Origin of the sequence: Halococcoides cellulosivorans (assembly GCF_003058365.1) — an archaeon.
GTDB classification, from domain to species: domain Archaea; phylum Halobacteriota; class Halobacteria; order Halobacteriales; family Haloarculaceae; genus Halococcoides; species Halococcoides cellulosivorans.
The window spans coordinates 28,948-55,914 of the sequence record NZ_CP028858.1 but is presented as its reverse complement, the minus strand read 5'-3'; the positions used below and the strand labels follow the sequence as shown (position 1 = coordinate 55,914).

27 protein-coding genes and 1 tRNA gene are annotated in these 26,967 nt (G+C 66.4%); 15 read left to right on the top strand and 13 right to left on the bottom strand.

Annotation, left to right across the window (positions count from 1 at the left end; translation table 11 throughout):
• Positions 1 to 14: 14 nt before the first annotated feature.
• The 5 genes from HARCEL1_RS00260 to HARCEL1_RS00240 all read right to left on the bottom strand — a co-directional run bounded on the left by HARCEL1_RS00260 (position 15) and on the right by HARCEL1_RS00240 (position 3,257).
• A complete protein-coding gene (locus HARCEL1_RS00260) occupies positions 15 to 1,271 on the bottom strand; it encodes a geranylgeranylglyceryl/heptaprenylglyceryl phosphate synthase (RefSeq protein ID WP_108380629.1) in 1,257 nt (418 codons plus the stop codon).
• Between the two features lie 40 nt (positions 1,272 to 1,311).
• The gene (locus HARCEL1_RS00255) at positions 1,312 to 1,701 is read right to left on the bottom strand and encodes a hypothetical protein (RefSeq protein ID WP_108380628.1); all 390 of its coding nucleotides are present in this window, start codon (positions 1,699 to 1,701) and stop codon (positions 1,312 to 1,314) included.
• 84 nt (positions 1,702 to 1,785) lie between these two features.
• Positions 1,786 to 2,298: a DUF5817 domain-containing protein gene (locus HARCEL1_RS00250; RefSeq protein ID WP_108380627.1), complete on the bottom strand. Its 513-nt coding sequence runs from the start codon at positions 2,296 to 2,298 to the stop codon at positions 1,786 to 1,788.
• Positions 2,299 to 2,579: 281 nt separating this feature from the next.
• Positions 2,580 to 2,750, bottom strand: a complete 171-nt coding sequence (locus HARCEL1_RS00245) for a ferredoxin (RefSeq protein WP_108380626.1) — start codon at positions 2,748 to 2,750, stop codon at positions 2,580 to 2,582.
• 99 nt (positions 2,751 to 2,849) lie between these two features.
• Positions 2,850 to 3,257: a GIY-YIG nuclease family protein gene (locus tag HARCEL1_RS00240; protein WP_108384019.1), complete on the bottom strand. Its 408-nt coding sequence runs from the start codon at positions 3,255 to 3,257 to the stop codon at positions 2,850 to 2,852.
• Between the two features lie 158 nt (positions 3,258 to 3,415).
• Here HARCEL1_RS00240 and HARCEL1_RS00235 point away from each other — a divergent pair, with 158 nt between their 5' ends.
• The 6 genes from HARCEL1_RS00235 to HARCEL1_RS00210 all read left to right on the top strand — a co-directional run bounded on the left by HARCEL1_RS00235 (position 3,416) and on the right by HARCEL1_RS00210 (position 9,335).
• Complete coding sequence (locus HARCEL1_RS00235) at positions 3,416 to 4,003, top strand: tRNA (pseudouridine(54)-N(1))-methyltransferase TrmY (RefSeq protein ID WP_108380625.1); 588 nt, start codon at positions 3,416 to 3,418, stop codon at positions 4,001 to 4,003.
• Positions 4,004 to 4,051: 48 nt separating this feature from the next.
• A tRNA-Pro gene (locus tag HARCEL1_RS00230) sits at positions 4,052 to 4,124 on the top strand.
• A 235-nt stretch (positions 4,125 to 4,359) separates the two neighbouring features.
• Positions 4,360 to 5,283, top strand: a complete 924-nt coding sequence (locus tag HARCEL1_RS00225; RefSeq protein ID WP_159076940.1) for a hypothetical protein — start codon at positions 4,360 to 4,362, stop codon at positions 5,281 to 5,283.
• A gap of 195 nt (positions 5,284 to 5,478) precedes the next feature.
• Positions 5,479 to 6,240 carry a DUF5806 family protein gene (locus HARCEL1_RS00220; protein WP_233357362.1) on the top strand — a complete coding sequence of 254 codons (762 nt, stop codon included), beginning with the start codon at positions 5,479 to 5,481 and terminating at the stop codon, positions 6,238 to 6,240.
• Positions 6,241 to 6,317: 77 nt separating this feature from the next.
• Positions 6,318 to 7,016 carry a TVP38/TMEM64 family protein gene (locus HARCEL1_RS00215; RefSeq protein ID WP_159076939.1) on the top strand — a complete coding sequence of 233 codons (699 nt, stop codon included), beginning with the start codon at positions 6,318 to 6,320 and terminating at the stop codon, positions 7,014 to 7,016.
• Positions 7,017 to 7,043: 27 nt separating this feature from the next.
• The gene (locus tag HARCEL1_RS00210) at positions 7,044 to 9,335 is read left to right on the top strand and encodes a DUF2298 domain-containing protein (RefSeq protein ID WP_108380622.1); all 2,292 of its coding nucleotides are present in this window, start codon (positions 7,044 to 7,046) and stop codon (positions 9,333 to 9,335) included.
• A 19-nt stretch (positions 9,336 to 9,354) separates the two neighbouring features.
• Here the strand turns inward: HARCEL1_RS00210 and HARCEL1_RS00205 are convergent, their stop codons facing one another.
• Positions 9,355 to 10,290, bottom strand: coding sequence for a carbohydrate kinase family protein (locus tag HARCEL1_RS00205; RefSeq protein WP_108380621.1), 936 nt, complete (start codon positions 10,288 to 10,290; stop codon positions 9,355 to 9,357).
• A 71-nt stretch (positions 10,291 to 10,361) separates the two neighbouring features.
• Between HARCEL1_RS00205 and HARCEL1_RS13220 the strand changes: the two genes are divergently transcribed.
• The 3 genes from HARCEL1_RS13220 to HARCEL1_RS00195 all read left to right on the top strand — a co-directional run bounded on the left by HARCEL1_RS13220 (position 10,362) and on the right by HARCEL1_RS00195 (position 11,989).
• Positions 10,362 to 10,520 carry a hypothetical protein gene (locus tag HARCEL1_RS13220; RefSeq protein WP_159076938.1) on the top strand — a complete coding sequence of 53 codons (159 nt, stop codon included), beginning with the start codon at positions 10,362 to 10,364 and terminating at the stop codon, positions 10,518 to 10,520.
• A gap of 90 nt (positions 10,521 to 10,610) precedes the next feature.
• The gene (locus tag HARCEL1_RS00200) at positions 10,611 to 11,273 is read left to right on the top strand and encodes a DUF7504 family protein (protein ID WP_108380620.1); all 663 of its coding nucleotides are present in this window, start codon (positions 10,611 to 10,613) and stop codon (positions 11,271 to 11,273) included.
• Positions 11,249 to 11,989 carry a hypothetical protein gene (locus HARCEL1_RS00195; protein WP_159076937.1) on the top strand — a complete coding sequence of 247 codons (741 nt, stop codon included), beginning with the start codon at positions 11,249 to 11,251 and terminating at the stop codon, positions 11,987 to 11,989. Before HARCEL1_RS00200 ends, HARCEL1_RS00195 begins: the two co-directional genes overlap by 25 nt.
• 24 nt (positions 11,990 to 12,013) lie before the next feature.
• Here HARCEL1_RS00195 and HARCEL1_RS00190 read toward each other — a convergent pair whose 3' ends face one another.
• The 5 genes from HARCEL1_RS00190 to HARCEL1_RS00170 form a co-directional block, all read right to left on the bottom strand.
• The gene (locus HARCEL1_RS00190; RefSeq protein WP_233357361.1) at positions 12,014 to 12,289 is read right to left on the bottom strand and encodes a ferredoxin family protein; all 276 of its coding nucleotides are present in this window, start codon (positions 12,287 to 12,289) and stop codon (positions 12,014 to 12,016) included.
• Positions 12,290 to 12,342: 53 nt separating this feature from the next.
• Positions 12,343 to 13,671, bottom strand: coding sequence for an FAD-dependent oxidoreductase (locus HARCEL1_RS00185; protein ID WP_108380617.1), 1,329 nt, complete (start codon positions 13,669 to 13,671; stop codon positions 12,343 to 12,345).
• A complete protein-coding gene (locus HARCEL1_RS00180) occupies positions 13,668 to 14,687 on the bottom strand; it encodes an electron transfer flavoprotein subunit alpha/FixB family protein (protein ID WP_108380616.1) in 1,020 nt (339 codons plus the stop codon). The genes HARCEL1_RS00185 and HARCEL1_RS00180 overlap by 4 nt, the downstream gene beginning before the upstream one ends.
• Entirely contained in the window at positions 14,688 to 15,479 is a 792-nt protein-coding gene (locus tag HARCEL1_RS00175; protein ID WP_108380615.1) for an electron transfer flavoprotein subunit beta/FixA family protein, read from the bottom strand.
• A 249-nt stretch (positions 15,480 to 15,728) separates the two neighbouring features.
• Entirely contained in the window at positions 15,729 to 16,580 is an 852-nt protein-coding gene (locus HARCEL1_RS00170; protein WP_108380614.1) for a hypothetical protein, read from the bottom strand.
• A gap of 270 nt (positions 16,581 to 16,850) precedes the next feature.
• On the opposite strand from HARCEL1_RS00170, the gene rpoB reads away from it, so the two are divergent.
• The 6 genes from rpoB (at position 16,851) to HARCEL1_RS00140 (ending at position 21,461) form a co-directional block, all read left to right on the top strand.
• A complete protein-coding gene (gene rpoB, locus HARCEL1_RS00165; protein ID WP_108380613.1) occupies positions 16,851 to 18,683 on the top strand; it encodes a DNA-directed RNA polymerase subunit B in 1,833 nt (610 codons plus the stop codon).
• A gap of 114 nt (positions 18,684 to 18,797) precedes the next feature.
• A complete protein-coding gene (locus tag HARCEL1_RS00160) occupies positions 18,798 to 19,292 on the top strand; it encodes a DUF7287 family protein (RefSeq protein ID WP_108380612.1) in 495 nt (164 codons plus the stop codon).
• A 1-nt stretch (position 19,293) separates the two neighbouring features.
• Positions 19,294 to 19,914: a DUF7288 family protein gene (locus tag HARCEL1_RS00155; protein WP_108380611.1), complete on the top strand. Its 621-nt coding sequence runs from the start codon at positions 19,294 to 19,296 to the stop codon at positions 19,912 to 19,914.
• A complete protein-coding gene (locus HARCEL1_RS00150) occupies positions 19,908 to 20,312 on the top strand; it encodes a DUF7261 family protein (RefSeq protein ID WP_108380610.1) in 405 nt (134 codons plus the stop codon). Before HARCEL1_RS00155 ends, HARCEL1_RS00150 begins: the two co-directional genes overlap by 7 nt.
• Complete coding sequence (locus tag HARCEL1_RS00145; RefSeq protein ID WP_108380609.1) at positions 20,312 to 20,746, top strand: DUF7266 family protein; 435 nt, start codon at positions 20,312 to 20,314, stop codon at positions 20,744 to 20,746. The genes HARCEL1_RS00150 and HARCEL1_RS00145 overlap by 1 nt, the downstream gene beginning before the upstream one ends.
• A complete protein-coding gene (locus tag HARCEL1_RS00140; protein WP_108380608.1) occupies positions 20,739 to 21,461 on the top strand; it encodes a DUF7289 family protein in 723 nt (240 codons plus the stop codon). Before HARCEL1_RS00145 ends, HARCEL1_RS00140 begins: the two co-directional genes overlap by 8 nt.
• A 478-nt stretch (positions 21,462 to 21,939) precedes the next feature.
• Here the strand turns inward: HARCEL1_RS00140 and HARCEL1_RS00135 are convergent, their stop codons facing one another.
• Together HARCEL1_RS00135 and HARCEL1_RS00130 are read right to left on the bottom strand one after the other, a co-directional pair.
• The gene (locus tag HARCEL1_RS00135) at positions 21,940 to 23,916 is read right to left on the bottom strand and encodes a DUF7289 family protein (protein WP_108380607.1); all 1,977 of its coding nucleotides are present in this window, start codon (positions 23,914 to 23,916) and stop codon (positions 21,940 to 21,942) included.
• 356 nt (positions 23,917 to 24,272) lie between these two features.
• Positions 24,273 to 26,864 carry a bactofilin family protein gene (locus tag HARCEL1_RS00130; RefSeq protein WP_108380606.1) on the bottom strand — a complete coding sequence of 864 codons (2,592 nt, stop codon included), beginning with the start codon at positions 26,862 to 26,864 and terminating at the stop codon, positions 24,273 to 24,275.
• Positions 26,865 to 26,967: the final 103 nt, after the last annotated feature.

Genomic DNA, 26,967 nt, shown 5'->3' with positions numbered 1-26,967 from the left:
AAGGGTTCTCCCCGTCAGGAGTGCGCGATCGGCGCCGCGAGGTGCTGGACCGGGCGGTCGGTCTCGATGCCGAGGCTGTCGGCCAGCGCCGCGACCAGCAGGCCGCGGGCCCAGTCGCGATCCACCACCCCGTCGAGTTCGTCCAGTACCGGCGGGTCCGCCCGCGCGACCGCGTCGGCAACGGCCGCCAGATCCGGATCGGCGGGCAACTCCGCCCGGACCGCCTCCAGCGCCAGCGCGGTCGCGATCGTCGTGATCAGGTACTCACGAGCGCGCTCGGTGGGGCGGGCGACGTCCAGATTCGTCGAGAGGTAGCTCGCGGCACTCGATGCGGAGACGTCGACGGCGTCGTCGATCCAGGACGCGATCGCCGCGCGGTCGGCGTCGTGATCCAGCGCGGTGAGCGCGCGCCGGACGGTCGAGCGCTGTTCGTCAGCGATCTCGTGGAAGACGTTGCCGACGACGACGGCGTCCGCCCCCGCATCGAGGACCGCGCGGGCATCCTCCCGGTTGCCCAGGCCGCCACCGTACCAGATCTGGGGGCGACTCACACCCTCGGAGATGGCTTCGAGGATCGCCGTCGCTTCGGTCCCACCGAACGTCCCCGAGTATTCGAGATAGACGATCTCGCTGTCGAGGTGTCGCTCGGCGGCCATCGCACGTCGTTTGGCCGTCCGGGGGTCGAGCAGGTCGTCGGCGGTGACCCCGGACTCCCGCGCGGCGGCGCTGTCGGGGTTCATCACGATATACGCCTCGAAGGCCGCACTCGCGAGGATCCAGTCGACCGCGGCCTCGGTGAGGGGATCGGCGAGCCAGGGCGGGAGCCACCCCGCGGCCGACTCGACGGCCTCGGGCGCGAGTTCCTCGTCGAGGTACTCGACGCCGGCCCCGAGCGTGCCGATCAAACTCTCGACGTCGCCGTTGAGCACCTCCGGGATCGCCATGAACGAGGCGAGACTGCGCGTGCGCTCGGTGATCTGTTTGACCCCCGAGGGCTCCTGGATCGCCGGACGCGGACGGTTCGCGACCAGTTCCAGCGTCTCCTCGGTATTGGCGTCGGTGACGTCGGTCGACCCGCCGACCTCGACGGCACTGGTGTGCTGGAGATACAGCGGAAAGCACAGCGGGAGGTCCTTGCCGCGCTCTGGGTCGATCTTCGTCACGTGGGTCCACTCGTCGGGCACTGGCGAGTCTCGAATCCCGAGGAGCCGGCCGACGATCGTCGCCGTCCGCCCGAGCGTGGCGAGGCCGCGACGAACTGACAGCGTCATCGCTCGCCCAAAGGCGAGGTCGACATATAAACGTGCAGACTCACGCCTGCGGGAGACGGTCGAGGACGTTCAGACGGAATCCACAGATCATCAGCGCGCCGCCAGCGACGATCATGAACACGAAGCCGGCGGCCATGAACTGCTGTGGAGCGGCCGCAAACGTCGCGAGGAACGATAACACCATCCCCGCGGACGCGGTGAGATTCGAGACACCCCGTCGGGGTTTGGCGTACGCCGTATCGTAGACGCCGGCGACGAGATACGCGATCGAGAGGAGGCCCGTCGTGACCAACACGACCGACAGGCCATCACCGGAGGGCAGGCCCCAGATCGCGAAGCCGAGCGCGAGGAACGCGGAGACGATCGCGACCACGCCCAGGCCGACGCCGAGTACCTTGTCGAGGTGTTCGTCCGCGGGATCCGCTGGCATGGCACTACGTTCGACGGGCACCCATTTCAAGGTTCACGGCCGATCGACCGGTCGGACCCCGACCACAGAGACCTGGCCCCGCCATCAGACCAGTCGATAGCTACCGTCCGCGACGACGACCGTCCCCTGTTCGCGCAGCGCCGCCAGCGCCTCGTGGACCGTCTCGGCGTCGAGGCCGTGATCGGTCGCGCGCTCGACGATCGCCGCCTCCGTCGCGGGGTCGGCCCGCTCGATCGCCCGCTGTACGACTTCCAGGCGGCCCAGCGAGGAGCGATCGCGCGACGCGGCGTCGGCAGCGGTCGCGGGGTCGATCCCCGCGGCCGCGAGGAGTTCGTCCGGGTCGGGCCCCGCCGCGTCGGCGGCCGCGTCGAGGCGGTCGAACGACGCCAGGCGGTCGTACAGTTCCTCGAAGCCCGCGTCGGCGGCGAGCATCGCGCCGCGGGCCTCCCGGGCGGCGTCGGCGTCGGTGGTCTCGACGAACCGCTTCAGCCGATCGGTCGGGTGCCGTGTCCCACACCGGGGGCACTCGGTGCTCTCGGGGCGCTCCTCGATCACCCAGAACGCCCCACAGTCCCGACAGCCGACGACGGCGTACATACCGGTGGGCGGGCGGGAGCCACCTTGGAGGCTGCGATCGTGGTGTCGTCAGCGTGCCGGCTGACGTTCCCCTCCCCCCGCCCGTGGTACCGACCACCACACATAATACACACGAAAAACAATGTAGAACTGTATGGACGACCAGCCCCACCCCCGTTTCGCGCACGTCGTGGGCGAGAACGTCGACCCCGGACAGCTCTCGACGGCGCTCGAATACGTCCGCTCGGGACGGACGCGCCGCTGAGCGAACTGTCCGGAGCCCATCGGAAACCGCGAGACGCCTACAGCGAGATGGCGTCGACCGGACACTGCTGAGCCGCCTGCTCGGCCTCCGGCGTGGACTCGTCGCTGATCGCGTGAGCGAGACCGTCGTCTTTCATCTCGAAGACTTCGGGGGCAGTTTGCGCACAGATCTGACAGCCAGTGCAGATGTTTTGATCGACTTCGGGCATTCTGAATCCTCCAGTGGACGTTACACACAGCGGGACTTAACCGGGCGGAGCGTTCCCACCGGATAAAAACGCCGCTTCCGGGACGAGAACGCCGCCATATCAGCGGTGAGCGGCGTGGGCGTCGTCGACCGTCCGCCGGAGGGCGCTCACGTCGCCCGCGTGCGCGAGGTGGCTCTCACAGTCACAGTCACTCGCGCCGAACCCCTGGACGCCGGCGTCGATCGACCGTGCGACCGCACACTCGATGTCCGCCTCGGGGGCCGTGACGACGCTCTCGATGGTCGCAGCGGCATCGCCCAGCAGGTAGTCGACGTGCCAGTGGCGGGTCTCGCGCTCGCCGCTGGCGATCTCACGGTGGCGATCGACGCGGGCCAACCCGCCGGGGCCGAACGCGCTCCCGGTGTAGGCGTACGCGCCGGCCGGGAACGGTCGCTCACCGAGTGCACCGACCGTGATCGTGCGATCGCGGGCCAGTTCGACGATCAGCGTGTAGGTCCCAGGGTCCACGTCCGGCGGTCGGGTGGCCCCGGCGAAGTGGGTTGTGGTCGCGCGGATGCGGCGGGATCGGTCGAGGGACGAGTGCAGTCGATCGTGCCCCCGCGTTCGGGCCCCGATCGAGCGCTCCAAACCGACGCCGCCTTGTCCCGCCCGGCCGACCGACGGCCATGCGCGGTGTCTGCCTGCTCGCTCACGACGCCCCGACCGATCCCGACTTCGCGCTCGACGATCTGCCCGGGACGGGCCGACTCGACCTGGTCTGTCGGGCGATCACGGCGTCGTTGCTCCTCTCACACGACATCCGCGAGGACGCGACCGTCTGGGTCAGCCTCGCGGACGACCTCTGTCTGACCGTCGACGGATCGGCAGTCCGGAACCTCCGGCCGGACGAGCGCTCGACGGCGGCGTTGATCCGGACCGCCCTGGCGGAGCGCGACCAGTTGATCGGCCAGCGCCCGGTCGAGCCAGCACCCGGCCTGACGCTCGAACGCGGCGGTCGCGCGACGGCGCTCGATCACGCCCGTGCGGCGGGGACGCTGCTCGTCTGTCACGAATCGGGCGATCCGATCGTCGACGTGGAGTGGCCCGCCGACCCCGTGATCGTCTGTTCGGACCACCGCTCGTTCACCGAGGCGGATCTCGACGCGATCGGTGACGCGCCCCGAGTGAGCGTCGGGCCACGCGCGCTCCACGCCGATCAGGCGATCACGATCGCCCACAACTACGGCGACACCGAGGGCTACGAGCGCTACTGATCGCCATCCGGAACGGTTAAATTCGCTTGCCCGCTATCGTTCACACGCGGGCCGGTGGGGTAGCTTGGTATCCTTCGGCCTTCGGGTGGCCGTAACCGCGATTCGAATTCGCGCCGGCCCATTTTCACCCCACTTCGCAACGACGGTGAGCTGTATCTTCGGCCTTCGGGTGGCCGTAACCGCGTCCTCGCGAGCGACGCGAGTCTCGGTCAGGTTCGAATATGCGCCGGCCCACTTTTCCCACACCGCACCGACAAGGGTGACCGATTGGGGCCAGTTCGCGAATATGGTAACGCTTTTTCCAGCAGCCAGGGGTGTTCTACCCAAGACGCGAGAGCGTCCGGGGGACAGAACATATGGCTCAACCATCCATTTCGCGGCGTAAGGTATTGATCGGGGCAAGCGCGCTCGGTGCGTCCGCGCTGGCGGGCTGTTCGAGCCTCACGAACGCCATTCCCGGTGGCGGTATCGGGAGACCGGGGTACACGAACTGGATGCCGACACCCTCGGCCATCGGAGTAGGAGAGTTCTATCCCTTCGCCTACATCGACGGAGAAACGTTTTCCAACAACAAGGACCGCCTCGAGGAGTACTTCTACCTGTACGTTAAAGACGACATCGAGGGTACGTTCTCCGAGCCGGACGTGGACTTCGACGACGTACAGGCGTTCGTCGACATGAACATGGCAGGCGTCGCGGAGACCGACCTCGACGCCGAGTACCTGACCGGGGCCCTGGAGGAAGAAGGCGACTTCGAGGAGGCCAGCGAGTACGGCGGGTTCACCGTCTACCTGGAGGACGAGCAGGAGGTTGCATTCGGCGTGCGGGACGGCGCCGTGGCCTACGGCCAAAGCGGGATGTACGGCTGGAGCAACCCCCGGAACCGCCTTAAAGGAGTTATCGATGCGAAAACCGGGTCCGGGAAGCACTACCCCGAGGTCAGCGACCCGGTGGCCCTGATCACCGAACGGCTCGGCAAGCAGACGTTCATCGCGGGCCGCGAACACTCCTCCCATTTAGAGACCGCGCCGGCGAAGGGGCGCTTCGACGGCCAGATCGCCCGGGCCCGGGCGCTGGATCTCACGGGGGAGGAGACGACCGCCACCTTCCTGCGGATCCTCGAGTCGGACGCGTCGATCTCAGAGTCGACGGCCGAGGCCTGGGCCACGAAATGGCCCAAACTCGCTCGCATGGCCGACGTCTCCGTCTCGGTCGACGGGCGGGTGGTGAGTGCCACCGGCATTGCCGACCGGGCGGCCACCGACGAGTTCTACGACTAATCGATCCGGTCGTTACGACCGATCAGCACCCGGCCAGGAACGGGTGATGCCCGGGTATCCCCCTGCGGTCGGTCTCCGGGCATCCGCAGGCGGTCGATCGGGGCTTTGAGCGCTGGTCGTTCGACAACCATGCGTGTCCTGAGGGGCTGCCCGGCCGACGACACGCTTTTTCGCGGTCCGACCGCACCCGAAGACATGACCGAGGATCGCGACGAGTCCGAGGATAGCGAGACGGTGCGTTCGCCCCACGAGCAGGTCGACCTCGACCGGGTCGGCACGGACGCGTCCGACGACCGCTCCGACGATACAGCGTCCGATCCGTCCAGCGACGCCGCTGCAGAGGAGAGCGACGACGCCAACGACGCTGGTGCGGCCCCGGACCCGCCCGCCCAGTCGGTCGACGCTCCCGACCAGCCCACCGAATTCGTCCCCGAGGACGTCGCCGAATACGACCGCTTCGAGAAGATCGACGGCGGGACCTACGAGCGCGCCAACGAGTTCCTCCGCGATCGAACGTACATCACCGCTCGCGAGTGGGCGCTCGCCCGTCTCTGTGCGGACTTCCGGACCGAGACCGGCGTCGAGATGACCAAGATCGGTGAGCACCTGCCCGAGTTGGTCCCCTTCATGACCGACACCTACAGCCCGCAGGCGGTCAACGAAGCGCGGGCCTCCTTCGAGAAGAAAGTCCGCACGGCGGGTGCGACCTTCCTCTACGGCGCGATGAGCGGGTTCTTCACGGCCGACGAACTCGACGATCTGATGTACGAATCGACCGAGGTCGCGAAGTTCCTCCTCGAAGTCGAGGGCGTCGAACTCTCGGTCGAGGACGAACTCGACACCGAAGAGCGGATCTCCTCGGTGATGCGCGACGTCCGCGAGTCCTCGACCGCGCTCCGGCACGACCGGGCGAGTTGTCCCGAGTGTGGCCACGAGTTCGAGTTGGACGCCGAGTGATCGACGGGGTGGGCGCGCTGCTCCAAGCAGCGCCCGGCCGTGAAACGTTTTTGAGCGCGCGCACCGATCGCCCGATCGTGAAGCGGAACGCGCGTGCGGTGACGACGACGCGGACCGTCCAGATCGTCGCGCTGGTCGCGCTCGTCGGCGTGCTCGTGAGCGCGGCGGTGCTGGTCCCGGTCCCCGCGGCGATCGACCCGACCGCGCTACGCGAGTGGCTCGCTGGCCTCGGCCCGCTCGCTCCAGTCGCGTACGTCGGCGTCCAGGCCACCCAGGTCCTGATCGCGCCGATCCCGGGCCAGGTCGTCGCGTTCGTCGGCGGCTATCTGTTCGGGCCGGTCTGGGGGACGGCGCTCAGCCTGCTCGGCGGGGCGATCGGAACGGCGCTCGCGGTGGGGATCGTCCGTCAGGTCGGCCGGCCGTTCGTCGAGCGGTCGGTCCCTACAGCGACGCTCGACCGGTACGACTCGCTTCTCGACCGACGCGGACGGGTGACGCTCTTTGTTCTGTTCGTCCTGCCGGGCCTGCCCGACGACGTGCTCTGTCTGCTCGCCGGCCTGACGCGGATTCCGGTCAGCCACATCGTCGCGATCGCCGTCGTCGGGCGACTCCCCGGCTATCTCCTGCTCGCGATCGCGGGGTCGCGGGCCGCGCGGGCCGACTACGGCGGCGCAGCGGTGCTCGCGGGCGTGCTCGCCGTCGGTGCAGTGCTCGTCGCGTGGCGGCGACGGGCGATCCTCGCGTGGCTGTCCGGTGATCCAGTCCAACGGGTCTAAATGGGCGTGTCCCGTTCGTTGCGCCGAATGGAGTTCGGTCTCGTCGCCGTCTGGCTGGTGACCTACCTCGCACTCCTGGCGGCCGGACAGGCGATCGCCAAGAGCCTCCTCCCCCAGCTTTCCGACGAGGGCGCTGGCGTCGGCCTCCCGATCGCGGCGGGGGTGATCTGGCTGGTCGTCTACTGGGTCGGGCGCGTCTCGATCACCGCGGGGCTGTGGCTGGGCGTCGGCGTCGTCGTCGCCGCGGCGCTGCTCGCTCACCGCCGAACGGGCCCGATCGATCGCCGGGCATTCGCGGAGACCGCCGCGGTGTTCACCGCCGCGTTCCTATTTCTGATCGCGATCCGTGCGGTCGACCCCGCCGTCCACCCCGGCGGTGGCGAGAAGTTCCTCGATTTCGGACTGTTGCGATCGCTCCTGCGGAGTGGGGTCCTCCCGCCCCAGGACGTCTGGTTCGCGGGCGAGACCGTCCGGTACTACTACGGCGGCCACCTCCTGGCCGCGCTGTTCGCCCGGCTGACGGGGACGGCCCCGCGATATGCCTACAATCTCGCGCTCGCGGGCTTTTATGCGATGGTCGTCACGGCCGCGGTCGGCCTCGCGCGGAACATCGCGACGGCTCACGGCCACGACGACCGGCTCGCGGGGGCGTTCGCGGCGTTTTTCGTCGGCCTCGCGAGCAACCTCATGCCCGCCGCCCAGTTGCTCTGGCTGGTGACACCCGGCGCGATCACCGGGGCGCGCGTGCCGTTCTTCGGGGTGACAGTCGAGACGATCGCGAGCGACCTCGGCGTCCCGCTCGACGGGCTCGCGACCGGGATCGGCAGCTTCGGCTACTGGTCGGCGAGCCGAGTGATCGGGGGGACGATCAACGAGTTCCCGCTGTTCGCGTGGCTCAACGGCGACCTTCACGCCCACATGATGAGCACGCCGTTTCTCCTGCTGGGCGCGACCGTGCTCTTCGGGTACTATCGGACGCCCGCCGCCCAGCGCTGGCGGCGGCGCGCACTCCTGTTCGTGGGCCTCCCCGCGGTCGGAGCGATCGTCTCGGTGACCAACACCTGGTCGATGCCGACGATCGCCGGCCTCGCCGCCGTGACGATCGTGCTCGCGCCGGCCGACCCGATAGAGCTGTTGCCCGATCGGGTCCGCCCGCCGCAGCAAGGCTGGATCGATCGCGAACTCGGGCGGTTGGGCGTCGCACTCGGGAGTGCGACGCTGATCGCACTGCTCTCGGTCGTGATCGTCCTCCCGTACTGGCTGGTGGTGTCGAGCGGTTCGGAAGGAATGGGGTTCCTCCCCGATCGGAGCCCGATCGTGCCGCTCGTCCTCGTCCACGGCGCGTTTTTGGTGATCGCAGGGCTCCACTATTCGCGATACGCCGTCGGTCGACTCGGGACAACCACCGATCGGATCGGCGCGACCGACGCCGTGATCGCGGCCCTCGCGCTCGCCGTCGCGGGGTTCCTGGCGATTCGGTTCCGGGTGTCCGCACTCCTGGTGGTCGCGCCGCTGGTCGGGGCAGGCTGGCTGCTCGCCCGCGACGGCAGTGTTCGCGACCGGCCCAGCCCGGGGTTCGAATCGGTGTTGGTCGTCGCGAGCGCGGGCCTGATCGTCCTCGCGGAGTTCGTCTTCCTCGAAGAGAACGCCGGCGGCGGGCGGTACAACACCGTGTTCAAACTGTACATGCAGATCTGGGTGCTGTTCGCGACCGGCGCGGGCACCGCGCTCGCCGTCCTGATCGCGGAGCAGCGCCCCGGACTCGGCCTCTCGGGGCCAGCCTGGCGACGCCGGTTCAAAATCCTCGCGGCGCTGTTGGTGGTCTCGACGTCGATCTACGCCGCGCTCGCGGTGCCCGCGCACTTCGGGTCGCCCACTCACCGCACGGACGACCCCTCTCTCGACGCGCTCGCGTTCGTCGAGACCGACCACCCCGACGAGGCGAGGGCGATCGCCTGGCTCGATCGGCGCGAGGGCCAGCCGACACTGCTGAGTCGGCCCGGACGCGACCCCTATCAGTGGCGCAACGCCCCGTCGAGTCTGACCGGGATCCCGACGGTCGCGGGCTGGGTCCACGAGACGGGGTATCACGGCCCGGACGCCTACTACGAGCGTGCCGGCCACGTCGATGTGATGTTCACCGGCGGTGTGGACCGCCAGCGCGAACTCCTCCGGCAGTACGACGTCGAATACGTCTACGTCGGCCCGAAAGAACGCGAGCAGTACTCACAGATCACGATTCAGCGCCTCGACGCGGTGGAACCGGTCGGGCAGTTCGACGCGGTGACGATCTATCGGGTCGACCAGGGCGCACTCTGAATCGACGCGCGCCGTCGCCTCACTCCAGATACTGTGCGACGGTCTCGCGGTCGGGAATGGCGGCCATCGCGCCCTGTTCGGTCGTCGCGAGCGCGCCGACGGTCGCGCCGTATTGGAGTGCGCTCGCCAGGTCGTCTCCGGCGACGAGATGGGCGATCGCGCCCGCCGTGAACGCGTCGCCCGCGCCCGTCGGATCGACGGCCTCGACGGTCGGTGGCGTCACGCGGTGCTCGGCGGGCCCCCAGGGCGCACGGCCGTCGCTCGCGGCGATCGCCTCCTCGGCCCCGCGGGTGACGAACACCGTGTGTGGGCCGTACCCACGGACGCGCTCGGCCACCCGGATCGGGTCCTCGGCGGCCAGCCAGGGCAGATCGCCCGCGCCGATTTTCACCACGTCGACGGCTTCGAGGGCCGCCGAGACCGTCGGTTCGATCTCGGCCTCCGAATCCCAGAGGTCCGGCCGCGTGTTGGGATCGAACGAGATCGGGCAGTCGGCCCGGTCGATGACGTCCAGGAGTGCCGCTCGCGCCGTCTCGTCGGCCAGCCAGACGCCACCGACGTGGAGCCACTCGATTTCTGCGAGCGCCGCGTCGGTGACGGTCGCCGGATCGGGGCACATCGTCGCCGTCTCGGCCTGATAGAACTGGAAGACCGGATCGCCGGACTCGTCGGTGCCGACGATGGTGTGGGCGGTCGACCGATCGGGATCGACCGACACGAACCGGTCGGGCACGTCGAACGCGGCGAGCGTCTCACGGAGGTGCTCACCGAACGGATCCGCACCGACGCGGGTCCAGAGCCAGGGGCGTTCGTCGAGCGCGGCGAGTCCGACGGCGACGTTCGCGGGCGCGCCACCTGCGCGGCGAGCGTAGCGCTCCACGTCAGCGAGGCGGTCGGCCTCCTCGGCCGGGTACATGTCGATCAGGGCCTCGCCAGCCACGAGCACGCGAACCATGTCGGGCCTTGGACGGAAATCGCCATAAACGCCCGGGCCGCTCGGTCGGTCGCGGACGGCACAATCGCTTTGTGACTGGTGGGCGCGGACTCGGGCATGGTCACCGGCACCGTCTGGACGACGAATCGACGATCGACGCGGTCGCGGCCGTCGGGATCGGTGACCGGGTCCGGACCGACAACCGGACGGTCGAACGGGAGTGGACCCGCGAGGGTGAGGACCGCCTGTAGGGCGTCCGGCCCCCGGAGCGTCGTCCGTCCCGAGTGTATCTGCGAGAAGGTACTTATGAGACCGCGCCGAACACTGCGTCGTGAGCGATCGTGTCAGTTGAACCAGGACAGCAGACGGCCGAATCCGGGGTTCGCCTGGAGACGCTTCTCTCTCCGGCGACGCTTCGCGAGAAGCGATCGCACGTCCTGATCGTCGGCCCGGCGTTGTCGGGAAAACTCGATGTCGGCCTCGAACTGCTCGCGGCCGTCGCCCAGGACGGCGACGCGATCTCTGTCTCGACGACCGACCCCGCCGACCAGGTCCAGGCCGAGTACGACGCGGCGGGCGGCGCGGTCGACGCGTTGAGCGTCGTCGACGCGACTGCGGGCGTCACGAACCGATCTGAGGAGGTGTACTCGGTCTCGACGCCGGGCGATCTGACCGGCATCGGCATCGCCATCGCGCAGGCGACCGATGCGGTCGAGGATCCGGCCCCACCAGTCCTGATCGACAGCCTCTCGGCCCTGTTGATGTACAACGACGCCGAGACGGTCTATCAGTTCGCGGAGAGCGTTCGGACCCAGACCCGGGGCGGCGCGGGCGTGACGATTTCGACGCTGAACACCGACGCCCTGGACGATCCGGACCGGAATCGCCTGCTGGGCCTGGCCTCGGTCGTCGTCGAGACGCGTATCACCGAGGACGGTCGCCGCGAGTTTCAGGTTCGTGACGACGAACGGACCGGCGAGTGGCACTCCCGGACCGGCACATGAATGCCCTCCTCCAATGTCTCCAGCGCACGCGTCGGTCCCTCACGATCCGCCCGGCAGATCGATCGCGGATCGACCCCGTCGTCGGGACCCTGCTCGCCCACCACGTCGTCGTCGAGACCGATCGGTCGGTGGCCGAGGGCGTCGGTCGACTGGAGGGGCCCGATCGGGAGGAGACGATCCCGATCGAACTGATCGTCGAGCGCCTGAACGACGCCTGGATCCAGGGGGCCGACCGGCCGGCGGTGGAATCCGCGGCCGACGCCCAGGTCGCAAAACTGCTCGATGCCCCGGTGAGCCTGATCCGCCACCGATCGCCAGAGGATCTCGTCACGCTGACGATGGAGGTGGGACGGCGGGCGTCCCACACGGGCGACGGGCGGGTCTGTGCGGCCCTGCTCCCCGAGATGGGCGCGTTCGAGGCCGCTATCGGGCGCGCCACCGACCGCCTCGTCGCGGACGGACTCACCGTCACGACCGTCGTCGAGCGTCGGGACACGTCGGTCCCGGCCGGACACCGGTACGTCGACACGGACGGCGCGTTCGACGACATCGCCTTCGTCTGTTTCGACGGTGGGTCCCGGGCGGCCGGGGCGGTCTTTCTCGCCCGCCCCGACGGCGACGACTACGAGGTGCTGATCAGTTTCGACCAACGGGTCGTCGATTCGATCGTGATGATTCTCGACGCGGAGTTTCCGGGCCTGCTCGGTCCGGCCTGAGAACGGTCGCACCGCGCGGTGGCGTCACCCGAACTTATACGAGACGCCCGCGCCGGTCTCGGGGTACTCCCAGATGACGTTGTCGTACGTACACGCCCAGCGACAACTGCCGCATTCGAGGCAGTTCTCGTAGGCGATCGACGGGATCGCGGCGTCACCCTCGGTCCGCCAGACGTCGGCGGGACAGACCGAGATGCAGTCGTAGGTGGTGCATTGCTCCTCGCAGACGCCCGCCCGCTTCACGTCGAGGTGGGATTCGCCCGCGTCCTCGTATTTGATCGTGTACAGGCGGTCCTCCATCGAGGGAGTCTCGACATCTGGACTGTCGGGAACGTCAGGGGTTGCTGACATGGTTAGTAGAACATTTTACGGAACTTCCAGGCCTTCCGGATCGCACCGGTGTAGCCACCGGTGGCGTGCAGGATCCGTTGCTTGGCGGCCTTGAGGTGGTCGGCTTTCGGTACGCGGTCGACACGGAAGTACTCGGCGCTGGCCGAGGCGACCGCTCGCGGCAGGTCGTCGAAGACGAACTCGCGTTCGTCGGCGGCGGCCTCCATCGCCCAGCCGTACTCTTCGAGGTTCTCCATGACGTACGACTCGGCGAGCGCGTCGGCATACGGCTGGAGCGCGGCGGCGTCGGTCCGGCCCTGATCCAGCGCGTCGGCGATCGCCCGGCCCGCGAGGTGGCCGCTCTCGGTCGCCATGTTCGTCCCTTCGAGGTGCAGTCCCGAATTGAGGACGAGGCTCGCGGCGTCGCCCGCGATCACCGCGCCGTCGTGGACGAGATCCGGGACCGCGTCGGGCCCGCCCTCGGGGACGGCGTGAGCGGCGTACTCGACCATCCGGCCGCCCTCGATCAGCGGCGCGACCGCGGGGTGGGACTTGAACCGGTTGAGGACGGCCTCGGGCCCGGTTTCGTCGTCGTTGGCGTCGGCGATCCGGTAGACCACACCGAGTGCGATCGTACGCTTGTTGGTGTAGAGGAAGCCGCCGCCGACGGTGTCGCCACACGCGCCGTCACCGAAGTAGTGGTAGGCCGCGCCGGCCTCACCGTCGAGGTTGAAGCGTTCCTCGATCGTCTCGCGGTCGTACGTGCGAACCTCCTTGACGGAGACGGCGACGTCGTCGCGTGCATCCGGCTCTTTCAGGCCGGCAGCCTCGCTGACCAGCGAATTCGCCCCCTCCGCAAGGACGACCGCGGGCGCGCGCAGGTCGCCGTCCGGCCGGTCGGTCTCGACGCCGACGATCTGTCCGCCCTCGACGATCAGGTCGGTGACGGTCGTGTCGGTGATCAGCGTCGCGCCCGCCTCGACGGCCTGCTGGGCGAACCACTCGTCGAAATCCCGGCGGAGCACCATCCACGAGTCGTTGTGCGGTGGCTCGCGCCAGTCGTGGGGTTGCATCGTGAGGCGGGTCTCGTCGCCTTCCTCGCTGAGCAGGCTGTAGGCCTTCTGGGCGACGTAGCGCTCTTTGGGCGCGTCGTCGATGTCCACGAGATCGCGGATCGTCGGCGTGTACATCACGCCGCCGAAGACGTTTTTCGCACCGGGGGTGTCGCCGCGCTCGATCACGATCGGGTCGTAGCCCCGCTGAGCGAGCGTGATCGCCGCGGACGAGCCCGCGAGCCCGCCGCCGACGACGATGGCGTCGAACGAGTCGTCGTAGTTCGGCGTCTCGGTCATGCCGCCACCTCCTGTCGTTCGAGCGCTTCGATCAACTGCGGCAGGACCTCGTCACAGTCGCCGACGATGCCGTAGTCCGCGTTCTCGAAGATCGGTGCGTTCGGATCGTTGTTGATCGCGATGACCGTTTCGCTATCGTCCATGCCCTCGACGTGCTGGATCGCGCCCGAAATCCCGACCGCGACGTACAGTTTCGGACGGACGGTCTTGCCGGTCTGGCCGACCTGCCGGGCCGGATCGATCCAGCCCGCCTCGACGGCGTCGCGCGTGCCCGCGAGTTCGGCGTCGAGCAACTCTGCGAGGCGTTCGAGCGGGCCGAACTCGCCCTCGACGCCCATGCCGCCCGCGACGATCACTTCGGCGTCGGTGATGTCCGCGACGTCGCCCACTTCGCGTTCGAGCACCTCGCTTTTCGTATCGTTCTCCTCGACGACGACCTCGACCTGCTCGATCGCACCGTCGCCGTCACCACGCGATGGCTCGTCGAACACGCCCGGCCGGACGGTCGACATCTGCGGGCGGTGGTTCGGACAGATGATCGTCGCGAGTGCGTCCCCGCCGAACGCGGGCCGGCGCATCTCGTACTGGTCGGGCGTGATCTCCAGTTCGGTCGTGTCGGCGGTCAGACCCGCGTGGGTCGGCACCGCGACGCGCCCGGCGAAGTCCCGCCCGGTGTGGGTCCCGCCGATCAGGACGATGTCGGGTTTTCGCTGCTCGACGAGGTGGCGGAACTGCTGGCCGTAGGCGTCCGCACGATACGGCGCGAACACCGGATCGTCGGCGACGAGCACGCGGTCGGCCCCGCGGTCGATCGCCTCGTCGGGAATGCCCGACTCCTCGAGGTCCTCGCCGAGGACGAGCGCGACCAGATCCTCGCCTTTCTGATCGGCCAGGTCACGGCCCTTCCCGAGCAGTTCCCAGGAGACCGCCGCGACCTCGCCGTCGTGCTGTTCGATGAAGACCCAGACGTCGGTGTGGGCGTCGAGATCGACGTCTGGCTCGCCAACGGCGGCCATCTAGAGCACCTCCGCGATCCGATCGGCGAGTTCGTCGGCACTGTCGACGGTCTCCTGTTCGCGTGGCACGGGCTCGGCGGTGTCCATCCCGCCGACCTGCGTGGGCGAGACCGCCAGGCCGACCTCGTCTTCGATGCCCAGCTTTTCGGCCGACCACTCCTCGGGGTCGAACTCCGTCTCGGCGTAGATCTTGCGGTGGAGCCCCGCCGTCCGGGGCACGTTCTCGCCGTAGCTCATCGCGACCGACACCGGCAGGTCGGCAGCGACGCGTTCGTACCCGCCCTCGATGTCGCGCCGGGCGATCAGGCGGTCGTTCTCGGGGTCGGGCTCCAGCTCCTCGACGTAGGTGAGTTGGGCCCACTCGTTGTGGGCGGCGATCCCGGGCGGGACCTGCCCCGTCGATGAGTCGGTCGTCTCCTCGCCCGCGAGCACGACGTCGGCGTCGAGTTCGGCGGCCCCGCTCGCCAGCGCGAGACTCGTCGGCCAGGTGTCCGATCCGCCAAAGGCCCGGTCGGTCATGAGGACGCCGTCGTCAGCACCCATCGCGACCGCCTCCGCGAGCACCTCCTCGGCGTTCGGCGGGCCCATACAGAGCGCCGTCACGGTGCCGCCGACCTGTTCACGCAACTCCAGGGCCGCCTCGACGGAGTTGTAGTCGGGATCGTTCATGACCGCCTCGGCGTCCGAGCGATTCAACCGCCCCGTGTCGGGGTCGATCGACACGTCGGCCGCGTCGGGGACCTGCTTCACGCAGACGACGATATTCCAGCCGTCCGTTCCGTTCTCGTCCATGATGTCTGAGGTCTCCGTCCTCCCAGTGAAAAAACGATCGGGTTTGACCTAAACGATCACCGCATTCTCAGCGACCGGGAAGTCAGACAGGCGTATCACGCCCGCTATACGCGTTTTCGTGGCCTATCACGGAATCGTGAAAGTAGGGAGTCTTGCCTGTTCGGCACAAACTTTATATGATGTTTTTGCCAACTGGCGCGAACGTCGCCATTGGGCGGGAGTCCGACCACCGGTCACCAGCTGATCGGCTCATCCGAAAACGTACGTCCGGAGGACGGCGACGACCGTCGCGAGATCGATCTCGTCGGCGAGATAGTCGCCCTGGGCCGCCATGACTTCCGAGGGCGAGAGCGCGTCGGTGGGAGGATCGATGGCGCGATACGTCGCGACACCCGCCGACGGGTCCATCACGAGGACGGCGGTGTCGGTCGCCGGCCCGACCGTCGACGTCACCCGAATCGTGTGTCGCCCCGGTTCGAGCCCCGCGAGATCCGCCACGACCGACCGATTGGGCTCACCGCCGAGCACCACGCCCTCCTCCGTCCGGGCCCCACCGAACGCCGCGTGGAGTTGTGCGGGCGACAGCGTCTCGGACGCGAGGACGATGTCTGACGTCGCCACGTTCGAGCGCACCGTCAGAACGCGGCGCTCCGCCCCGTCGACGCGCTGGGTCTCGATCTGGGCGTCGAGTGACTGGTCGACGACCCCGAAGGCCGCGCGCTGGTTACCTCCCAGCGGGCGCGCGACGCCGTCCTCGAAGTGCCGGTGGTGGTACACCGACGGGCCGACGACGTACGACCCCGGTGGGCAATCGAGCGCCCCGAGATCGATCACCGCCGTCCCGTCGGCCCCGATAGAGACCTCCCCGACGGGCGTCAGGATCGACTCGCCCTCGGGGAGCCGATAGATTCCCCAGGTGGTCTCCGAGGCGTTGGTCGTGATGGCCAGCGTGGTGTCCGACGCGTACGTGGCTCCCGAGGTGAGGTTCGCGTCGGGACCGTCCCCTGTCGTCGCCGTCGTTGCGACCGCACCGCTCGCACCGACAGTGACGATCACGACGAGCGCGGTGATCAGCCACCGCGCGTGTCGATCGGCACTCATCGGTGCTCACGGGGGTGAAGATTGGCGAGGGGTCTCGGTCCGCGGTCGCCCGAGCACTGCACTGGCGCGTGACGCATTTCGTTTCGCGTTGAACGTGCTGAACTGTGAATGTTGGTCCGGCGCTCCGATCGACGAGGTTCGGGGCGACAGAATCCCGTTCGACCGATCCCGACAGTCATTTGGTGCTCGCCCGCGTTGCCCTGACATCGACCGCGAATCACCGGTCTCTGACCGTCCGGCCGATTTCGGACGGACCCCCGCCTTTCAACAATGAGTCAAGGACGCGACGCCAAAGTGTACGTCAACGGTAGCCTGGTCGGGACCCATCCCGACCCCGAACAACTCGCCGACCAGATCCGCGATTCCCGCCGTACCGGCGAGATCAGCGAGATGGTCAACGTCTCCGTGGATCAGCGCACGGACGAGGTGATCATCAACGCCGACGCCGGTCGGGCGCGGCGACCCCTGCTGATCGTCGAGGACGGCGAGGTGCTGCTCCCCGAGGAAGCGATCGAGGCGCTCCACGAGGGCGAGGTCGATTTCGAGGACCTCGTCGACCAGGGCTACGTCGAGTTCATCGACGCCGAAGAGGAAGAGGACATCCTCGTCGCCGTCGAGCCAGAGGATCTGACCGAGGATCACACCCACATGGAGATCGACCCGCAGTTGATCTTCGGGATCAGCGCGGGGATGGTCCCCTACCCCGAGCACAACGCGAGCCCCCGGATTACGATGGGGTCGCGCATGCTCCGCCAGTCGCTGGGCCTGCCCGCCGCGAACTACCGCGTCCGGCCGGACACGCGCCAGCACCTGTTTCACTACCCGCAGTTGTCGATGGTCACGACCCAATCGACCACCCAGATCGGGTACGACGAGCGCCCCGCGGGCCAGAACTTCACCGTCGCGGTGATGAGCTACGAGGGGTTCAACATCGAGGACGCGCTCGTCATGAACCAGGGGTCGGTCGAGCGCGCGCTCGCCCGCTCGCATTTCTTCCGGACCTACGAGGGCGAGGAGCGACGCTATCCCGGTGGACAGGAGGACCGCTTCGAGATCCCCGACGACGAGGTGCGTGGCGCGCGCGGTGAAGACGCCTACACCCACCTCGACGAGGACGGCCTGATCAACCCCGAAGAGCGCGTCGGCGACAACGCCGTGTTGCTCGGGAAGACCTCCCCGCCGCGCTTCCTCGAAGAGCCCGACGACATGGGCGGGCTCAGCCCCCAGAAGCGCCGCGAGACCAGCGTGACGATGCGCTCGGGCGAGGACGGCATCGTCGACACGGTCATGCTGATGGAAAGCGAGGACGGCTCGAAACTCGCGAAAGTCAAAGTGCGCGACGAGCGCCAACCCGAACTCGGCGACAAGTTCGCCTCCCGGCACGGCCAGAAAGGAATCCTGGGCCACATCGCCCCCCAGGAAGACATGCCGTTCACCCAGGAAGGCGTCACCGCGGACCTGGTGCTCAACCCCCACGCCCTCCCCTCACGGATGACCGTCGGGCACATCCTGGAGATGCTCGGCGGGAAGGTCGGCGCTCTCGAAGGACGACGCGTCGACGGGACGCCGTTCACGGGCGAGGACGAGGAGCGTCTGCGCGAGGGCCTCGAAGAGCACGGCTTCAAGTCCTCGGGCAAGGAGGTCATGTACTCGGGCGTCAGCGGCGAGAAGATCGAGGCCGAGATCTTCGTCGGAGACATCTTCTACAACAAGCTGTACCACATGGTCTCGAACAAACTTCACGCGCGCTCGCGCGGCCCCGTCCAGGTGCTGACCCGCCAGCCCACCGAGGGGCGCGCCCGCGAGGGTGGCCTGCGCCTGGGCGAGATGGAACGCGACGTGCTCATCGGGCACGGCGCGGCGCTCGCGCTCAAAGAGCGCCTGCTCGACGAGTCCGACCGGGAGTTCCTCTACGTCTGCGAGGAGTGTGGCATGACCGCCGTCGAGGACATCAACCAGAATCGGGTTTACTGCCCGAACTGCGGCGAAGAGACCGACGTCCACGAAATCGAGATGAGTTACGCGTTCAAACTCCTGCTCGACGAGATGAAAGCCCTCGGCATCGCGCCACGCCTGAACCTCGAAAGCGCGGTCGCGTCCTGAGCGGTGGACTCATAGGGGCCCCGCACCAACGTAGGGGACAGTGAGTGGGGCTCACACAGTCATGATCGAGTCACCGACGCGATGGGAAGGGGCCACGTTCCACGGTGATCGCCCGTGAGCGACGAGCGCGGGCAGATCGCGCTGGATTTCGCCATCGGCGCGAGTCTGTTCCTGTTGGCGCTCGTCTTCGCGGCCATCTTCATCCCGACGCTGATCAGCCCCTTCATCGCCGGCGGCGGACAGGCCAACGACATCGCCGCCGAACGCATCGCGAGCAATCTCGCCTGGCAACTGCAAGAGGATAGTGAACACGTCTCGGCGCTGAACGAGGACTGCACAAATCAATTCTTCAGTGGCAGTGGAGACATTACAGACAGTTGTTACACCACGAAAAACGTAGCAGACCCAAGTTGGGACGAGATCATCACCGAGGGCCCGAACACCCGGGTAAACGTCACACTTCGGTCACCTGACGGAAGTATCTACGACGGGAACGCCGTCGGCCCCGACGCGAGCGTCTCCGGATCAGGCTACGCCTCGCGACCGGTTCGACTGCAGACCGGCTCATCGACGTTCGAACGACTCACCCTCGTCGTGGAGGTCTACTGAGATGGATCGAGCCCAGACGTACACGCTCGAAGGCGTGTTCGGCGCGGCGCTGATCGTCCTCGCGATCATCTTCGCGATGCAGGCCGTCTCGGTGTCGCCCCAGTCGGGATCGCTCGGTAGCCAACAGGTCGCAGAGGACCGGCGCGCGACCGCCGAGGGCATCCTCGACGTCGCTCAAGAAGAGGGCGCGCTGAAAGAGGCGACGCTGTTCTGGAACGAGAGCGACGAGAACTTCCCCTATGTCCCGCCGAACGAAGATTTCTACGCCGGTGGGCGAAACACACACCCGAACGAGGACATCTCGCCTCCGGAAATCGCCCTCGGCGAGATACTGGACGAGTATAGCGGCAACGCCCGGGTGAACGTCAACCTCTACTACATGGAGGGTGGTGAGCGCGAACTCCAGCGCATGGTCTACCAGGGCGCCCCGGCCTCCGGCGCGGTGAGCGCGAGCACGACCGTCGCGTTGATGGACAACGACGAGATCATCCACGCGAACGGAAGCGCCGGTGCCATGACCGTCAAAAGCGTCGACGACTCGTTTTACGCACCGGACGCGGCGTCGGGCGCAGGATCAAGTGCCTTCTACAACACGGTGACCGTGGAGGTGACGCTATGGTGAGTGATTCGCGCGGGCAGGTCATCCTGCTCGCGGCCGTGCTCGTCGCGGTGATCTTCGTCTCGCTGGCGTTCGTCGTCAACGCCGCGATTTCGACCGATACCGTCTCCATCGACGGGATCGACGACGTGCGGGACGACGACGCTTTGCAGATTCAACAGGAGGTCCGGCACGGGGTTCAGGAAGCGATCGTGGAGGCAGGAACTCCAGGAGAGTTCGGGAGTATAATGGGCGACCTCGAATCGTCACTCCGGACGCAGTACGCCCATGGTGACCGATTCATTCGGCTTGATGTCGATTCTGTCGATTTCACAGCCACCCCCTCTGAAGCAGATATAACACTCACCTACGACTCCCCACAGACCCACTACGAGGCCACGATTAACGTGGAGGAACCATGATGGACGACCGTGCGGCCTCGACGGTGTTCGCCCACGCGTTGGTCATCGCCATCGCGCTGATCCTCCTCGTCGTGGCCTTTACCGCCGCGACGACGTATCTCGACAACGAGCGCGACCGCGTGGTCAACACGCAACTGGAGGTCGTCAACGAGCGAGTCGCCGGCTGTCTCCAGTCCGCCCAGCGGACGGTCGACTCGGCAAGTGCTCCCACCTACGAGAAGACCTGTGACCTGCCCCGCCGCATCGCGGGGACGAGCTACACGATCGATATCGAGACCTCACCCGCAAGTATCACCCTCCGCTCGGACCGAGTCCCCCGTTCACCGACGATCGACCTCGGACCGACCGTCTCGCTCGCCGCCGAGTACGAACTGCCCGGCGGGCCGATCACGGTCAGTAACAGCGGTGGCGACCTGGAGGTGACCAATGGATAACCGCGCCGTCAGCGAGACGCTGGGGTACATCCTGGTCTTCGCGATCGTGATCGTCACGATCAGCACGGTCGCGATCGCCGGCGTCGGGAGTCTCGAAGCCTCGCGGGACTCGGCCAGCGCGGCCAACGCCCGGACGAGCATGGAACTGGTCGCCAACGCCGGCGAGCAGGTCCACCAGGGCCAGGCCCCAGGGCGGACCGTCCCGCTCTCGACGGCGGGTGGGACGTTGCGGAGCGGTGAGGAAGTGACGTTCACAGTCAGCGTGGACGGAACCGATCCGGACGACGAGGTCATCAACGCATCGACGACGCCGCTAGTCTACGAGGGCAACGGCGCGACGTACGTCTACGTCGGCGGGGCGCTACTGTACGAGGGTGGCGGCGGCGCGTCGATGCTCCGTGGGCCCGGGTGGAAACTCGACGGGCCGGTAATCCTCCCGATCGTCCAAACCACGGCCTCGGGGTCGAGTTCGGTGAGTGGCTCCTCGGCCATCGTGGAACTGTACCGGACGAACAGCCAGGTCCTGCACAACGGGTCGGCCAGCAGCGTCACGGTAGAGATCGACACCGTGAGTGAGGCGCGGGCTGAGGCGTGGCGGCGCATGCTCAATGAAGACGCCTCCTGTTCGGTGAGTGGCGAGACCGTCGATTGTACGATCAGCACATCGAATGCTATCGTCCGTGAAGTGGTGCTCGACATCTCGCTGTCGGTGTGATCGGTCGTCGTTGCGCGTACTCAGATGACCTCCTTCGCCACGTCGTGATGACCGCCGATCGAGAGCCATTCACGCCACCAGGCCAGTAGCCACTCGTACCGAGTCTGGCCTCGTCACTCGGTGTCGCCCACCGACCGGGGTCGATTTTGGTGACGATGACCAGGTGTGGAGACCGCCGCGGAGTCGGCCATCGTCAGCGAGTGGAGGGTCGGCTGTTCGACGCGGTGATCGTCACCCAGCGAACGAGCGTCGGTCGCCAGACGAATCGAGGTGGGGCCGGCACACAATCTGTTGGGCCGCTGCTGGCCCCATGTCACCGAGGCGATCCGAAGCGATGGATCGTGAGTTCAGTTCGCGACAGAAGGGAGATCCGGTTCGGGTGCGGTTCCTGGCCCGACCGAAAGCGAGAGCGTCCAGCAGAGCGGGTCGATGGTTCGTGATCTGCGCTGGAGTGTGGTGCTTCGACAGCCCCCAGTGCTCAGGCCGACGCTTGCACGTCGGAGATGTACACGTACCGCACTTCGCCCTTCGGGATCGACCCGCTACTCGCGTCTCGTGTGCCGAACCCGAGATCACCGAGGCGGCGGTCGTAGTGGAGTTCAGTATCAGAATCATACTTAGTCACTTTACCCAATACTGCTCCGTTGATCACGGTATCATCCCCGATTTCGACATTGGCTGGATTGGCATCACCCCCACCAAGGCCATAGAGTAGGCCAGTGAAGTTATTGTGATTGTTGAACCGAATATCAGCGTTGGACTCGCCAGAACCATTAACATACAACTTGAATAACCGGGCATCTCGTGATATAGTCCCTACGAACGATTCGGGGTGGTGGGTCGGCTTCATGAAATTGATCCCTTTATTTCCGGTAGCAGTTGAGGCATCGTAATAAATGTGCACCGGGGAGTCACCATCTATATGTTTGATATTATTTTTGAACTTAATGGTCTTTGAATCTTTATTTTCTATGTAGATATTTATGCTGCCATTGCTCGTGTTGAGCAAAATGTCGTCATCGATCATATTAGATTCATGCATATAGTAGTCCCCAGCATCCAAGGTGCAACTTGAAGAAGCAACCCATTCGCCACTTGCGTCCAGACAATTGTCAGAATTGTTGTTGTTCGCCGGGTCTTTGATGTGAGAGTATTTTTCTACGAAATGGCGACCAGAATTCGCATCTTCCGGGTCGGTAGGTGGAGTTTTGACCCCCTTAGCATCTCCTAAATTCGTTACATTAGGACCAAGATTCCCATTCGTATCACCATGTACATATAGATCTCCTTTCAGCTCCGATTCGGTAATGTCATCACCCATCGATAAATCTCCACCGACTACTAAGTCCTGCTCGAACATGGTGGAATCTGATTGAATTTCAGATATATTTCCAGATACGTATACCGTCTCATTGAACGTTGCGCCACCCCCATCGCTCAAATAACCATCGACGTAAGTTTCATTTTTGACCTCAAAGGGATTACCAATTTGGAGGGATCCATTGACCCGAAGGTTCCCCTTTATCACTCCAGAGGATATGTAACCGTGGCCTTTGGTCGGGTCTGGCCCAATCACAACCGTCGGGTTGCCATCCATGTCGTCGGGATACGCACCAACAATATTATCCCCATCAAAATTGCCATTCAGTCCGCCCGTCGGGGAAACGATCGCCCCACTCACAGGCGTGTACTGGGGCCGCTGAATCGTCAGGTCGATCTCGACGGTCTTTGCAGCGTCGTGGTAGGTGATGTGGTCCTCGGGAATCCCCGCCGATTCGTTGAACACCGCGCCCCACGCCTGGTAGTACTCGCTGGTGACGTTGATCTTGAGCGTCGACCCACCGGGCAGTTCGGCGTCTTCGAGCATGTTGCTCATGTTGGTCCCGCCCGAGAGCCGGACGTTCCCACTGCGGGTCTCACCCCGGACCTGAATCACGGACATCGACAGCGTGGGGTACTGGCCCACGTTCGATCGGTAGGACACCGCCGGGCGCTGATCGAACACCGACGCGTCCGAATCGCTACTCTTCACGAAGACGCCGCCACCCTGCATCGCGACCTCGCGATTCCCCTGCTGGTAGACGACCTTCCCGAGCGTCCGGGTGGTCTTGCCGTTCGTCGTCGCCTCGTTGACCGACCCGTTCTCGTAGACGTTCGTGACGTTGAACGTGCCCGCGGACTCGTCGATAGAGAGTTTGCTCGCGGCCTGTGGCCCGAAGTCCACGCTGCCGTTGACGCCGCCACCGGTGGCTTTGGCCGAGTCGGCGAGTTCGCCCATCGCGAGTTTCGCCCGCTCGTACTCGACTTGATCCTGGGAGCTGTTGATCGTACTCGCCCCCACCATCGCGATCATCCCCACTGCGGCCATCACGATACCGACGAGGAGCACGACTCCCAGGACGTGAGAGACCCCGCGGCGATCACCACCGATTGTATCACGGAATAGGGTGTACATGGTAGGAACTAATTATGGACAACTAACGCCCGCGCGTGCATAAAGATAGTGGGTGTCCAGGTGAAACGAAGGGCGCGACACACCCCGATTGTTTTCTGAAAACGAACGATGAATCTACGGTTGGCGCCGTTCTGCGTGGCTGTCTGCAGTCGAAACGCAGGACGGGGGACGGGCGCACTCCGAGGCGGTACAGTCTTCCGAATGGACCCCGAAGAATCGGTATGGACCGTCAACAGATCATCGCGCTGTTTTTCGTGGCCTTGATGATCGGGTCGGGAATCATCTACGGCGCCGTGTTGCTGTAGTCGACCCCTGAATTCTCGCCAGCGGTGGGGTCGAAACTCTCGTCGCGAGCGTCAGCCGACGGTGACCGACCGGTCCTCGCTCTGGAGGTAGACGACCTCCGCGCTGGTGGAGTCGCTGTCGTCCTCGACGGTCGCACTCGCGAGCGTCTCGTCGTAGTACACGGCGCCGTGTTCGACGATACCGGCCATCTCTCCGAGCACCGCGCCGTAGACCGTCCCATCGTCGTCGAGACGGAAGCGCGTGTCGGGCCCGTCGGGGTTGTAGCCGTAGAACACCCCCGTGAAACTGGGTGCGTTCGTGCCCTCACTGCCGACCATGAAGTCGGGATCGTTGTCGATGGGATCGGGCGTCTGGTAGATCCAGAGCTGTCGGGCGCTCCCGGACTCGGTCGTCACGCGCGAGTTGGCCTGGAGGCGGGTCTCGTGGCCCTCGTGGTAGATCGTGACGCGATCGTTCCCCGCGACGTGGATGCGACCGGGGTCGCCGGCCCCGACCTGGATCTCCTCGGTGACGTAGATCTCGATCGGGCCCCCGGACGTGTCCATCACGAGTTCGTCACCCTCAGCGATGTCGATCCGGTCCAGGGCGTACTGGCCCGCAGTGAGCGTACAGGTCCCCGAACAGCCGTTCGTGCTCGCGATCTCGCCGTCCTGGATGATCGGGGAGGTGTCGGGGTTGGTCTGGAGGTGTTCGTGGGCCGCGACGATGTCGTTCACCGAGCGCTTCTCGGAGTAGATCGTCGGTGACTGGGGCGCGGCGGGCGCCTCGGCGGGCAGACTCGGCGGGGGGCTGACCTGCTCGCCCAGGGGCTCTTCCTCGGCAATACAGCCGGTGATCCGCTTGTCGGTGGTCTCCGTCGACGTACACCGGTAGTCGTCGTAGCTGTAGCCGACCTTCACGTTGGTGGCGTCGTGGACGTAGACGTCACCCTTGATCTGGGTCTTCGACCCTTCGAGGTGGACGGCGTAGGAGCCGTCGGCGTTGGCAGCGTAGACGTCGGCTTGCAGCGACGCGGATCGCGTCCCGTAGTACGAGCTCGACTCTTTCAACACGACGTCCTTGTCGGCCACGACGATGCGCTCGACACCGACTTCGTCACCCTTGGGCGTCACGCTCGCGCCCGGGTGGAGGACGACGTCACCGCCGGCCTCGATCCGGTCGAGCGTGCTGTGCTGGCCACCGTAGACGATCACGTCGCCAGCGGCCCGGATCGGGCCGTCGACCGTCCCGGACTTGTGGAGGTGGACGGTACCGCCCGCCTCGACGCTTCCCTTGACGGTGCCGTCGACGACGTGGGCGTCGCCGTCGGTGAAGACGCTCCCGCCGACCGACCCGCCGTCGACGTACACCTCACTGCCGCCGATCACGTCGCCGCCGACCGTCTCGCCCGCAAAGGTCGGGGTGGCCAGCAGCCTGACCGTCCCGTCGGCGGTGAGCGTGCCCCCGATCCGGGCGCTACTGCCGACCTCCATCCCGGCGGCGACCGAAACGTCGTCGTGGGCGTGCGTGTCCGTGATCGGCCGACCGCTCAGGCCGGTGAACGTCCCACCGACGCGAACGGGGCCCTGGAACTCACGGGGATCGTTCGCGCCACCGCCGCTGACGATCAGATCCTCACCGACCGACAGCGAGTCCTCGAAGGTGTTCTCGTTTTGCACGTGTGCGGTCCCGCCGACGCGGGCCGGCCCGGTCACCGAGAACTCCTTGTCGGTGGTCAGATTGCCGTCGATGTGGAGTTCACCGCCGATCCGTGCGTTGTTCGTCAGGCTGATGTCGTCCTCGAAGCGGGCTGCGCCGTTCGAACCGGTGGCGCCCGTAGAGTCGTAACTCCCGACCGCCCCGTGATTCGAGACGCCGCCGAGCGAGGTGACGTTCTGGGAGTACACGCTACTCCGGATCGTGGAATCGGCCACGTCGTCACCGCGGACGAGCGAGACCGTGACCGTCTTCGCGGTCGCGTTGTAGCTGACCGGCGCGCTGCCGAGTTGGCGTTCGAAGACCTGCCCCCAGCCGCGGTAGTATGCACTTTCGACGGTCAAATTCACCGTCGAGCCGGGTTCGAGGGGCACTTTCGAGGACGGAATCAGCGCGGCCGCCGACCCCGCGGATTCGACCGTCAGCGAGTCGCCGGCCTGTGACCCGCCGACGACACGGATTACCGGGACCGAGAGCGTCGGTTCGCCACGCGTCCGGTAGTCGATCGGCGGCGGCGAGACCACACTCACGCTATCGCTGTCTGGCGCTTTCTCCCAGACGCCACCGCCCTGGTAGGCGATCGTCGTCTCGGAACGCTCGTAGCCGACCGATCCGAGCGTGCGCTCGGCCGACCAGGTTTCGGTCCCGTTGTCGATCGCGATCCGGATCGCCCCGTCCGTGGCGTCGATGCGACTCCCCGCGCGCGAGAGGTCGATCTGTCTGCTCCGGCCGTCTTCACCCGCCACCGAGGAAGCCGAATCCGCGAGTTCCTGCATCGAGAGGCGGACCTGCTTGGTCTCGGCCTGCTCTTTCGAGAGGTCCACCGCACTCGCCCCCGCCAGCACGATCCCACCCGCGACGAGAACGACGAACGCGAAGACGAACACCGTGCCGAGAACTGGCGAAACGGCGCGGTCCCCGCTCGCGAATTTATAATGGTTATTCATGTCCCCACGCGTGATCAAATCTAGGGGGCCAGAGCGAATAAGTTCGCCGCCGGTATTCCCACGATCAATAACGAAATAATATAGTTATCACCGATTGAACCGG

Excerpts from the sequence above, each read along its gene's own strand:
- HARCEL1_RS00260 (WP_108380629.1), bottom strand. The coding sequence starts at position 1,271 with ATGACGCTGTCAGTTCGTCGCGGCCTCGCCACGCTCGGGCGGACGGCG.
- HARCEL1_RS00255 (WP_108380628.1), bottom strand. The coding sequence starts at position 1,701 with ATGCCAGCGGATCCCGCGGACGAACACCTCGACAAGGTACTCGGCGTC.
- HARCEL1_RS00250 (WP_108380627.1), bottom strand. The coding sequence starts at position 2,298 with ATGTACGCCGTCGTCGGCTGTCGGGACTGTGGGGCGTTCTGGGTGATC.
- HARCEL1_RS00245 (WP_108380626.1), bottom strand. The coding sequence starts at position 2,750 with ATGCCCGAAGTCGATCAAAACATCTGCACTGGCTGTCAGATCTGTGCG.
- HARCEL1_RS00235 (WP_108380625.1), top strand. The coding sequence starts at position 3,416 with ATGCGCGGTGTCTGCCTGCTCGCTCACGACGCCCCGACCGATCCCGAC.
- HARCEL1_RS00225 (WP_159076940.1), top strand. The coding sequence starts at position 4,360 with ATGGCTCAACCATCCATTTCGCGGCGTAAGGTATTGATCGGGGCAAGC.
- HARCEL1_RS00220 (WP_233357362.1), top strand. The coding sequence starts at position 5,479 with ATGACCGAGGATCGCGACGAGTCCGAGGATAGCGAGACGGTGCGTTCG.
- HARCEL1_RS00210 (WP_108380622.1), top strand. The coding sequence starts at position 7,044 with ATGGAGTTCGGTCTCGTCGCCGTCTGGCTGGTGACCTACCTCGCACTC.
- HARCEL1_RS00205 (WP_108380621.1), bottom strand. The coding sequence starts at position 10,290 with ATGGTTCGCGTGCTCGTGGCTGGCGAGGCCCTGATCGACATGTACCCG.
- HARCEL1_RS00190 (WP_233357361.1), bottom strand. The coding sequence starts at position 12,289 with ATGGAGGACCGCCTGTACACGATCAAATACGAGGACGCGGGCGAATCC.
- HARCEL1_RS00185 (WP_108380617.1), bottom strand. The coding sequence starts at position 13,671 with ATGACCGAGACGCCGAACTACGACGACTCGTTCGACGCCATCGTCGTC.
- HARCEL1_RS00180 (WP_108380616.1), bottom strand. The coding sequence starts at position 14,687 with ATGGCCGCCGTTGGCGAGCCAGACGTCGATCTCGACGCCCACACCGAC.
- HARCEL1_RS00175 (WP_108380615.1), bottom strand. The coding sequence starts at position 15,479 with ATGGACGAGAACGGAACGGACGGCTGGAATATCGTCGTCTGCGTGAAG.
- HARCEL1_RS00170 (WP_108380614.1), bottom strand. The coding sequence starts at position 16,580 with ATGAGTGCCGATCGACACGCGCGGTGGCTGATCACCGCGCTCGTCGTG.
- rpoB (WP_108380613.1), top strand. The coding sequence starts at position 16,851 with ATGAGTCAAGGACGCGACGCCAAAGTGTACGTCAACGGTAGCCTGGTC.
- HARCEL1_RS00155 (WP_108380611.1), top strand. The coding sequence starts at position 19,294 with ATGGATCGAGCCCAGACGTACACGCTCGAAGGCGTGTTCGGCGCGGCG.
- HARCEL1_RS00150 (WP_108380610.1), top strand. The coding sequence starts at position 19,908 with ATGGTGAGTGATTCGCGCGGGCAGGTCATCCTGCTCGCGGCCGTGCTC.
- HARCEL1_RS00145 (WP_108380609.1), top strand. The coding sequence starts at position 20,312 with ATGGACGACCGTGCGGCCTCGACGGTGTTCGCCCACGCGTTGGTCATC.
- HARCEL1_RS00140 (WP_108380608.1), top strand. The coding sequence starts at position 20,739 with ATGGATAACCGCGCCGTCAGCGAGACGCTGGGGTACATCCTGGTCTTC.
- HARCEL1_RS00135 (WP_108380607.1), bottom strand. The coding sequence starts at position 23,916 with ATGTACACCCTATTCCGTGATACAATCGGTGGTGATCGCCGCGGGGTC.
- HARCEL1_RS00130 (WP_108380606.1), bottom strand. The coding sequence starts at position 26,864 with ATGAATAACCATTATAAATTCGCGAGCGGGGACCGCGCCGTTTCGCCA.